Origin of the sequence: Endozoicomonas sp. SESOKO2 (assembly GCF_024606245.1) — a bacterium.
GTDB lineage: Bacteria > Pseudomonadota > Gammaproteobacteria > Pseudomonadales > Endozoicomonadaceae > Endozoicomonas_A.
Window position 1 is genome coordinate 1 of record NZ_JAHHPQ010000694.1, and the last position, 4,613, is coordinate 4,613.

Annotated in this window: 2 protein-coding genes; both read left to right on the top strand. The window is 47.3% G+C overall.

What is annotated here, in order from left to right:
* On the top strand, nt 1-266 hold a 266-nt coding region (locus KDK17_RS16860; protein ID WP_257288607.1), incomplete at its 5' end, for a hypothetical protein.
* Nucleotides 267-348: 82 nt separating this feature from the next.
* Nucleotides 349-4,613: hypothetical protein (locus tag KDK17_RS16865; protein WP_257288608.1), on the top strand; the 4,265-nt coding region annotated here is incomplete at its 3' end.

Below are 4,613 nucleotides of genomic sequence, written 5' to 3' on the forward strand. Positions count from 1 at the left end.
GTGAACGACGTGATCGCACCATGAGGATGTTTGAGCATGGCTGGGAGAAATACTTTAAGGCAAATGTGCCCAAATGGTCGTTCTCCCACGCAGAAAGTATTCCTTACTTCTACACTCCCGGAGCCTTTTACAAATGGCAAAAGGGCGATGTTCAGACAGTTCACGGTCATGATAAGAGAAATGCCTCACAATCAGGCTTTCCATCTGCAACCTCGGCACACCACCTTGATACTGGTGAACATTTCAGCTTAACGGAACAGCCATGAGCGACTGACAGCCATGAGCAACTGACAGCCATGAGCAACTAACAGTCATGAAGCGACTAATACTCAGCTCCGAGGTACCAGAATGACACAGGCTCGCCCCAATGCAGTAAGCCTTGCAGTGGCCATTGCAATCTATTCTTCCATCATTGGTACACAGGCACTGGCCGATCGCAGGCTGCAGACCAAATCTTTCGATATTCCGGGCAATGAAGGTGTGGAGTTTACCCAGACTGAGGTCGTGGTTCAGCCAACTTTGGGGGATGACCAGCAACCAATACCCAAATCCTTTACCACCACCTACCCTGATCAGACTGAAGCCAGAGCAGTCTATGACGTTCCTTCTGAGGGCTTTACAGATGTTCTTTCTGGCATTGACGGTGGCGTTTCCAGTGTGGATCTTTTTGAGACAGGCAAGAATGACGTTGCTCAGAAATACACCAAAGTCCTGAGGGTCGGTAATGAGGGGGTCTTCAGGTTCACCCATAACCTTGCAGAAAAGCAACTGGTTATTGAAGTCAGAGATGGGATGACTTGTCAAAATTCAATAAGGGCTGTTCGTATTCAATCAGTTAACACCCGACTGTTAGAACCTCTGACGAAAGTCGCCAGCCCCAAACAACTGGCCAGAATATTGAAAGGTGCGAATGGAAGAGCAGGAAGCCTTGGAGCGGCGGACAAGTATACTGCCCTTGCCACTATTAAAATAGACGAAGTTGAAGTAGCCGGGCGTACCTTCATGCGTCTTGTCGCTTCAGGCGATCAGCCACCTGAACCGCAGCGTCTGGGTAAATCACTCTTTATCAATGATGAGACTCTCTTGGCCGCAGCCACCTCAGCCTATACCCAGGTTTATGTTCTGGGTAAAAGTTTACAACAGGAAGCTCTGAATGAACTGTTGGCATACCAGAAACCCGTCGGATATGTAGTACATGTTGAGGATGAAACACTGGCTTATTATGTGCCCGATGGTTACCCAAGACTGGAAGTGGTTCAGGCTCCGGGAGAAGAGATTGAAGAGATTATCGTTTTCCATGGTCAAAAGCAGAATCCAACCGATATTGCTTTTGTAAAAAGCCTCTTCAACCTCAGGGCAGAAGTTGTCGGTAATGCCCCCGCTCCTGCAGTGACGGCACAGGTTAAAAAAGACAAACTCAAAAGCTATCAGCACATCATCCGAAGCAGGCAGATGGCGCTGCTGGAGGAACTTGCTATTGACTTCGCTGTGCAGTTCGATGCTGAATTTGAAGAAGGTAAACTGTTGGCGCTTGCCCGCTATGAAGCGCTGCAGCAGGCATTGACCAGCGCTACTCCCGATAATGAAAATGAGTTTGAATTCACAGCAGCACACATCAAAGTTGCTTCCTCGATCATGACGGCAATCTGGCTACAGATTCAACTCGAAAAACACTTCAACTTCAAACCTGTACTGAGAGATCTTCTGGCTAGCGAGGCATTTGTTCAAAGTGTTCAGAGGGTTATACCCGCTGTAGCTGAATTGCCTGCCAATGGTTTTGGAGACGACGTCAAGCTGGCTACCAAAGTCTTTGGAGACATGACCAGACAGCTACTTGAGCTGGAAAACCAGCAGGAGGGGCTGAATGCAAGAGCGGGCGAACTCGCCCAGCTTAAAAATTTCTTACAGCATGCAACCGAAAGAGCCAATGCCATTGAAGCGGAAAAGCAGAGAGCACAATCCCTCAGGAAGCAAATTGAGGAGGAGCTTGAAATGCTTCTTCAAGAATGGAAAGACACGAAAAAATGGCGAGATAAACTTCAACAAGAAGCTGATCGAATTCCAGAGCTGGAACAACAAGCTTCTGACGCCAGAGTGAAAGCCACAAAAATTCGCAACGCTCAAATGGCAGCCGAACTCGGCATTGATGACTGGGATGATTTCCAGCCTCCCGAAGTGCAAAAGAGACTCATCACAGAGAGAATTAATGAAATCAACAGAGCGGTTGCCTCAACCGTTGCCATAGCAGGAGAGTTTGAGGAAAAAGCAGTTAAAGCAAAACTGGCGGCTATTGAAGGTCATCTCGATATTATTCCGGGCAATGAAGACGATCTGGATGCCCGCTTTGAGTCCATTCATCACCATCTGCAACAGCAGGCAGGCCAGAACATTGAGCTGGCCGCACAGAGACTGGCTATCGTTGCAGATCTTCTCGGTCTGGTTCCGGATAACAAAAATGATCTGCAAGCTCGTCATCAGAACATTCAGCATCAACAGCACCTGATGCAGCAGGTCGATCAGGAACCTCTTCAGAGCACCGAAACCTATGCTGAAGAACTCACTGCAATCAAAGCCCGCCATGCAGACATTGCCGAGCAATTGAACATTGAGAATTTTGACGGCAATGCCGATATTTTTCTTCAGCAAGAACGCCTGCTTCGGAAACTTCAGACCATCAGTGATCATCAAAAACACCTGCTACAGAAACTTCAGACCCTCAATGTTCAAGACGCAGAAGGAGAAGCCATCCTCAAGGCCAGGCAAAATGCTCTGGCATCAATGCTCGGTATTGAGATGAGTAAAGACTGGACAGTAGAGTATCGTAGCACCCTGATAGATGTAGCCTGTCGTAAGATTCGCAAGTTGGAAAAAGTACTGAAAGACATAAGAACTCCGGGCCACACAAGAGCCTGGCCTGAAGTACTCTTGAAAATCAGTGCTGTGGAAAAAGCTGCCGGGATAGAAGGTCTCCATAAAGAGCAGGATATTTATGTCCGTCGTCAGGCTATTTCTGATGAGATGCAGACACACATCGAAGAAATCGCAAAGCAGGCAGAGGAGGAGGCCCTGCAAATACTGGAAGCAATGGAGACAATACTGAACCTCAAAGTCAAAGTCAGAGTTTATAAAGATGATGACAAAGCAGCAAGGCTCTCCAACATTCGTTTAAAACTTGACAGCGATGATATCCCGGAAGACGTCCTGGATCAGCTGCTGACTGCCCTCTGGGAAGAAGACAGAACACTACTGGACAGAACACTACTGGCTGAGAGGGCTATCAAATTCCAGAGGCTTCGAGCGCGTCTTTCCTATAGTGTCGAAGGTTCGAAGGAGCGAGCCAGAGATCAGCAGAGACAATGGCTTGAAGCTATAGAGGAAAAGCTGAACATCAAAACGAGTGAAAACGCTTTTGCTAAACCAAGAGGCCATTTATTGGTTTTTATACTGGCCGATGATCTTGGGGTAGAGTTAGAAATGGATGACAGCCTGCACAACAAGAAGGATGCTATAAGAGCCAAAATTTTCGACTTACTGGATGAAGTAGACGAAGCCTATGACGATGAAGCTGTCAGAAGAGACAGAAACAATGCATTGGCTCGTCAACTCAACATCAAGGACTACAAAGATGATGCCACCATCGACGAACAGAACCGTCTGATTGAATACAGACTGTATCAGTTGGATGTCAGCGTTCGGAAAATAGGTGAGCCTGATGTGAGTGAGCGCATCAGAGCCATTGATAATGAGCTTGACGAGCTGATGGCTCCCCTGGGACCAAAGCCCCGATACGTCCTTGATCGTGAGCTGGCTACTGCCAGACGAGAAGTGGAAGAAGCAGTGGATGAGCTAACAGGCGCATATCGCTTGCTGGCTACGCTTGAAGGCAAAAACGTGAAATTTGCGGGGAACCGTGCTGACATCCAACACCTCTCGGATAGAGGCAACAAAGCCCTCAATCGGGATATGAAAAAGGTTCAGATCCACTTGGGTCTGGCTGCCGATGATGATCAGACCTCTGAAGGACGAATAGAAGACATAAGACTTTTATTAAAGAAAAAAAGCGCAGAAAAACGAGATGAAATCCTTGAGAATCTGAGAGCCAAAACAAATCTGAACATTGAGATAACGAGTGGCCTCAGTTTACTGGAAGACTCTGATTACTTTATTACCATTTCTTCTTGCACAGACTCTCATGGTCAGAAAGAAGCCTTGGGTAGACTGCCTTTAACCAGAAAAAAGTACACTCAGGTCACGGAATTTCTGCGTGAGCACGACAGGAAAAGTATAGAACTAGCCAATGCACGGCTTGAAGAGTGGGATGCAAAAGAGAAACTGGATCGTCAGGAAAAGGAGATTATCGATCCTGGATACATGGATCAGAATGCTAAACCCATGCATGAGGACGAAATGGCCTGGCTGGGTTTAGTCCTGAAGCAAAAAAGTGATGCGGTATTAAAAGCAGAAGTCGCTCTTACGGATTATCACAAAGCAGTTCTTGAGGCCACTGAAGCGTCCGTGGGTCTTAAATCAGACACTTCTGACACCCATGAACAACGGATTAATGCCCTGAGAAACAAACAGGTACAACTGGGCGGTGATGATGGTACTGGCGG